The following is a 5,806-nucleotide window of genomic DNA, read 5'->3' on the forward strand; positions in this document are numbered from 1 at the left end:
CCCATTGATAAGATAACTTCAAGCTCATATTCTAAGCGCTCATCGTACTTTTGGCGAAAGTCACTCCAATTGTCAGTACGTGCTTCAATCGGAAAGAGCTTATCCAATCGATGATTAAGACCGCGTATTGATTCGGCGCGGAAAAACGATTCAATCGTTTCGCCTTCGGGCACGGGAAATTCAGGCAGGACATTAATGCCAAGGGTCAAGGTCACATTACAGCGCGTGGCTAAACGTAAGGTATTATCAATGACCTGCGGAATATCAGCAAACAGCGCCGTCATTTCCTGCTGGGTTTTTAAATACTGCTCATCTGAATACAGCCGTGGACGATTGGGGTCGGCAAGAACATACGAGCCTGCGATACAAACGCGCGCTTCGTGAGCGTCAAAATCATCTTGCTCTAAAAAGCGCACATCATTATGAGCAATAATAGGAATACGATGCTTGGCACCGGCATGAATAGCCGCTTTTATAAAAGCGTCTTCACCCGAGCGATTGGTGCGCTTAATAGCGAAATATAAGCGATCATCAAACTGTGCTTGCCATTCTGTCAGCAGCTCGTCAGCTTTTTCTGGCATAGAACTCACCAATGCCTGACCGACATCGGATTTTTCGGTAAATAAAACGATGACACCAGCGGCGTGCTCTAAAACATGGCGACGCTCAACCACTGGCACCCCATGATTGGCAGCATCGGCGCGTCCCTCGGTAAAGCCAAGCGAGACGATACGGGTGATATTTTGATAACCCTCATTGTCCATCGCCAGTAGCACCAAGCGCGTGTCCTCATTATCCATAATGATTTCACTGCCGATAATAGGCTTAATACCCGCCCCTAAGCAGGCACGATAAAACTTCACCGTCGCATAAAGGTTGGATAAATCAGTCAATGCCAGCGCGCTCTGATTATCTGCCGCTGCCGCTTTAATCAGCGGCTTGATACGCACGATAGAATCGGTAATGGAATATTCGCTGTGGATGCCAAGGTGTACAAATGCCATAGAAGACTCTTACTGGTGCAATCAAAAGGGAATAAGCTGTATGATAATAAATTTTTTATTATCAATACGTTATGGTTTTTCAAGAAGTGATAGGACGTGAAAGTTGATATTTTGAGCTTTTAAAGCTGGTCGTCAATAATAGCATTATTTGGCGCAGACAGCCACCGATTCAAACGTATAAGAGAGAGGGCGAGGGTAGAAAAAGCAAGTTTAATCAGGATGAAACAGTTTTAATGAGTTTAGCCAAAAATGCCCTCTATAGGGTTAAGAATAAAGAATAGAGGGCAAGATAAAGGCTAGAGAAGGGCATTATTTGCAATTGTTTTTAAAAGATTAACTTTTAAAACAAACTATCAAACTTTAATAACCCACCACCGCGGCATCGACGATACGTGGGTCAGAAGAACCATAAACGCCATTTGGGGTAATCATAATCGACTGGGTTGAACCCATGGCTGACTGCGGGCTAACTTTATGTCCCATTGATTCTAGCTTTTTAATCGTATCAACATTTAAGGCTTTTTCGATACGAATCTCATCGGGCAGCCATTGGTCATGGATACGCGGTGCGTGGGTCGCTTCGGCAATATTCATATCATGGTCAATGACGTTGGAAATGACTTGCGTGACGGTAGTAATAATGCGGCTACCACCCGGGCTGCCAGTAACGATATAAGGTTTGCTATCTTTGAATACCAGAGTCGGGCTCATTGAAGATAATGGGCGTTTATTGGCCTCAACTGCGTTGGCATCGCCACCGATTAAGCCATAACCATTGGGCACGCCGGGTTTCGCAGAAAAATCATCCATCTCGTTATTTAACAAAATCCCTGTACCTTCAGCGATAAGCCCTGTGCCATAAGAGAAATTCAGCGTATAAGTATTGGCTACGGCATTGCCGTCTTTATCGACGATAGAGAAGTGCGTGGTTTGGTCGCTCTCGTATGGTAGTGGGTTATTGGCTTTAATGGTTGCCGCTGGCGTGGCTTTATTGGGATTGATTAAACTGCGCAGTTTATCGGCATAAGCTTGTGAGGTTAAACCGTTGGCAGGCACGTCAATAAAGTCAGCATCTCCTAAATATTCTGCGCGATCGGCATACGCTAATTGCATGGCCTCGCTCATTAAGTGAATGGTTTGTGCGCTGTTTTGACCGTAGTCTTTTAGTGGATAGCCTTCTAAGATATTTAAAATCTGCACGATATGAATGCCACCAGAAGACGGCGGCGGCATGGAGACAATCTCATAACCCCGATAATCACCTTTAACGGGTACGCGAGCAATCGCCTTGTAATTGGCTAAGTCTTGCAAGCTCATATTGCCACCAGCTTCATTGACGGCTTTGACCAATTTACGCGCGGTTTCGCCTTTATAAAATCCATCAGCACCTTTTGCCGCAATCAGTTTCAGAGATTTTGCCAGCTCCGGTTGACGTAGTAGCTCACCGGGTTGATAGGCACTGCCGTCGGGTTTAAAAAATATCTTTTTGGTACTTTGCCATTTTTGTAGACGGTCACTTAACGCTTCTAGCGATTCGGACAAACCAGCGGTGACTTCAATACCGTTTTCAGCCAGTGCAATCGCTGGAGCCATGACTTGCCCGCGACTCATGGTGCCATGATCTTCCAAGGCTTTTAGTAAGCCTGCTACGGTGCCCGGCACGCCAACCGCCAAGCCATGATAACGGGATAAATCACTAACGGCATTGCCATCGCTATCAAGATACATATCACGTGAGGCGCTACTGGGCGCTTTTTCGCGATAGTCGAGTGCAACCGTTTTGCCTTGCTTGGCATCATAGACCATCATAAAACCGCCACCGCCGATATTGCCCGCCCGTGGCAGAGTCACTGCTAAGGCAAAGCCAACGGCGACAGCGGCATCAACAGCATTACCGCCATCTTTTAAAATCTTTAAGCCGATATCAGAGGCAAGCGCTTCTTGGGTGGCGATCATGCCATTTTTTGCCCAAACAGGGTGATGAATGGCGTCAGCTGAGTAGATAGCTTGGTCGGTTTTGGCTGTCTTGCCACTAACGACGGCTGTGCCTGTGGCGGTAGTGGGCGCTAGGGCAGAGGATTTCGATTTTGTAATGCGCTGAGTCTCGGACAATACAGTCGGATTATCAGCCATAATCGCTAAATTAATCGCACTGGTATTAATCGAGGTTGGATTAATAGTGGTTTTTGCGGTCGTAGGTTTGGTTTCTGCGGCGTGAGCAGAGACCGTTAGCAATAGCGTACTAGTGATAATCAGCACCGCAGATTTTAGTTTTTTATGGGTGAGCGTTTGGGTGCTATGAGAATGAGAAAACAGAGTTGACATCGCAAAGTCCTTTTTACGAGGGTGAAAAAATTGGGCTAAAAAGAAAGGTGAATCAATAAGGTTAAATAGTAACGGACATTGCCAGTAGTAGGAAGGGATTTACTATTTTTCTTTTCAGATAAAGAAGCCCGTTATAAGGTAGTTAAGCTTTGTAAATTCGAAATATAAAAAAAGAGCCAAAAAAAAGCGCACCGGCTAACCGATGCGCTTTTTTATAATCTACTTTTTTAAATACTCATATTCTCATTAAAGAGTAGTGGTCAATTACATGCCTTGCTAATACTTGCCATGCATCTGACGGTTTTTTGCACCGTGATGACCTTTTGCTTTTCTTTCTGATTTTAATTGCGCCATTTTTTGACGCTGTTCAGGGGTTAGTACTTGTGAGATGGCGTGCTCAGTTTGCACGCGTTCAATAAAACGCTGTTTGGTCTTTGCCGCTTGTTGATCGGCTAGGCGGTTGACGGCTGCCGTGTCTAAAGTTTTGGCATTGGTCAACGTTTGCATTTGTTGTTGCATTTGTGCGCGTTCTGCTTGATATTTGCTACGGTCGTTTTTGTTGCCACTATATTTTTCTTGCATAATGGCTTTGATTTGTGCCTGCTGCGTCGCTGTCAAATCCAACTGCGACATAGGGCCTCTCATGCCACCTTTACGCATGCCGTTTTTCATGCCAGCTTTGTGATGTTTTTGTATACTGGACGTTGTTGGCGTTGCTGACGTCGTATCGGTGGTGGCGTTGACACTGGTACAGCCCGTAACCGTTAAGACGCTAGATATCGCGAGTACTGAGCCTATCAATAATTTTTTCATTATCATTACCTTAAATTATGGTGCAAACGTTAATTATTACGAAAAGAGGTTTTTTATCTGAGAAGTAATGATTATCAAGTGTCCCGGATAGCCACTATGAATCATCATTTGCCATCAGTATTTGTTGCTGATAGCGACTATCATACGACAGCTAGAAGTTGCGAACATTTATGAAATATTAAGAAAGGTAACGTTTGTAGCGCATTGATGGGCGCTTGCCTGATAATATCAGCCATACTATGGCATGCTTAGAATCATTTGACTGAGCGGCGAGAAGGTAGATAAGAGTGGAGGATAACGATGCCAAACATTTTATTGGGTGACGATGATGAAGAGTTGACCCAACTGCTGCAAGAGTATTTGCATAATCATGGCATCCAAAGTGACTGTGTGCATGATGGCGAGGCGGTCATCGAACGCTTAAAATCAGCCATGCATGATAGTGCGCCTTATGATTTATTGGTCCTCGATATTATGATGCCAAAGATAGATGGGCTCAGTGTCCTGCGTCAGCTACCAGCGATTAGCGATATTCCCGTCATTATGTTGACGGCAAAAGGTGAGGAGATTGATCGTATTATTGGATTGGAGCTTGGCGCAGATGATTATATTACCAAGCCTTGTAACCCGCGTGAGCTGCTGGCACGTATTAATGCGGTGGTTAAACGTAGCCGTATTACCGCATCGGGTGCGGCCACCTCCGAGCACACGCCACTGCCAGAGAGTCGCCTGCATTTGGACCAAAATCAGCGTATCTGTCAAATAGATGGCGTTGAGCTACAAGTGACTGGTACAGAGTTTGATTTGTTGGTGGCACTACTTAAACAAAAAGGCGAGGTAGTGAGTAAAGCGTGGCTGTCACAACATGTCTTACAGCGTGAGTTGCAGCCGTTTGATCGCAGTCTTGATGTGCATGTGTCGCGCTTGCGTAAAAAACTTCAGCCTTTTCATGATGAGTCTATTAAGGCAATTCGTGGTAAAGGTTATCAGTTGGTACTGTAATGACGGACGCATCGATGCCTACTTCTACATTTAAGCCAAGAATCACGCTATTTTGGCGACTATTTCTCAGTCTGTTATTGACGGTACTCATCACCTCTATCATCTCTGTCACGGTAGAACGTTGGCTCAATGGTAAAGAACTCAGCGCTCGGATGGACGTGCAAATTGACAGTCTTTTACTCAAGCGTCAAGAAGTGGTAGCGGCGCTGCAAGCAGGTGATTTATTGGCAGTCAGGCAACTTTACCGTCAAGACCGACGACTGATGAGTCAAATCAGAATCTATGACGAGCAGGGCGCTATTATTTTTCCGCGCTATCGCTATAGGGAGGAGCGTCAAAGAAACACGCAGGACGTGGAGCATGCCTTGCCATCGCATCCTATGTCTGACAATCGTAGAGCGCATCATGATAAAAATGACAGCACCTATGAAAAGCCTTCTTTTATTAATGAAATTCTGCATCCAGCGATGCCGAATAGAGAAGTAATTTTTGACCCTAATAATCGCCCAGAACTGGCAGATATCACCGTAGATTTGCCAGACGGGCAAATGGCCATTATACAATTGCGCCCGCATTTGCGTTTTGCTGATGTTTTAGCGCTGCAACGCGGTAATTTTACCGTGCGTTTACTGCTGATTATCCTCTTTAGTGTGTTAGTCTGC

The 5,806-nt window shown here is 45.2% G+C and carries 4 protein-coding genes and 1 pseudogene; 2 read left to right on the top strand and 3 right to left on the bottom strand.

Going from position 1 to position 5,806, the window contains the following annotated elements; all coding sequences use genetic code 11:
* The 3 genes from V7D75_RS01895 to V7D75_RS01905 form a co-directional block, all read right to left on the bottom strand.
* A partial coding sequence (locus V7D75_RS01895; RefSeq protein ID WP_333613179.1) for a PHP domain-containing protein occupies positions 1-1,004 on the bottom strand: 1,004 nt, incomplete at its 3' end.
* 360 nt (positions 1,005-1,364) lie between these two features.
* Positions 1,365-3,329: a gamma-glutamyltransferase gene (gene ggt / locus V7D75_RS01900; protein WP_333613180.1), complete on the bottom strand. Its 1,965-nt coding sequence runs from the start codon at positions 3,327-3,329 to the stop codon at positions 1,365-1,367.
* A 276-nt stretch (positions 3,330-3,605) separates the two neighbouring features.
* The gene (locus tag V7D75_RS01905) at positions 3,606-4,142 is read right to left on the bottom strand and encodes a Spy/CpxP family protein refolding chaperone (protein ID WP_333613181.1); all 537 of its coding nucleotides are present in this window, start codon (positions 4,140-4,142) and stop codon (positions 3,606-3,608) included.
* Positions 4,143-4,442: 300 nt separating this feature from the next.
* On the opposite strand from V7D75_RS01905, the gene V7D75_RS01910 reads away from it, so the two are divergent.
* Together V7D75_RS01910 and V7D75_RS01915 are read left to right on the top strand one after the other, a co-directional pair.
* On the top strand, positions 4,443-5,144 hold the full coding sequence (locus V7D75_RS01910) for a response regulator transcription factor (protein ID WP_333613182.1): 702 nt from the start codon (positions 4,443-4,445) through the stop codon (positions 5,142-5,144).
* Positions 5,145-5,158: 14 nt separating this feature from the next.
* Positions 5,159-5,806: pseudogene (locus V7D75_RS01915) on the top strand (two-component sensor histidine kinase); the annotation flags it as partial.

It is taken from the genome of Psychrobacter sp. (assembly GCF_036731945.1).
In the GTDB taxonomy this organism is placed as follows: Bacteria; Pseudomonadota; Gammaproteobacteria; order Pseudomonadales; family Moraxellaceae; genus Psychrobacter.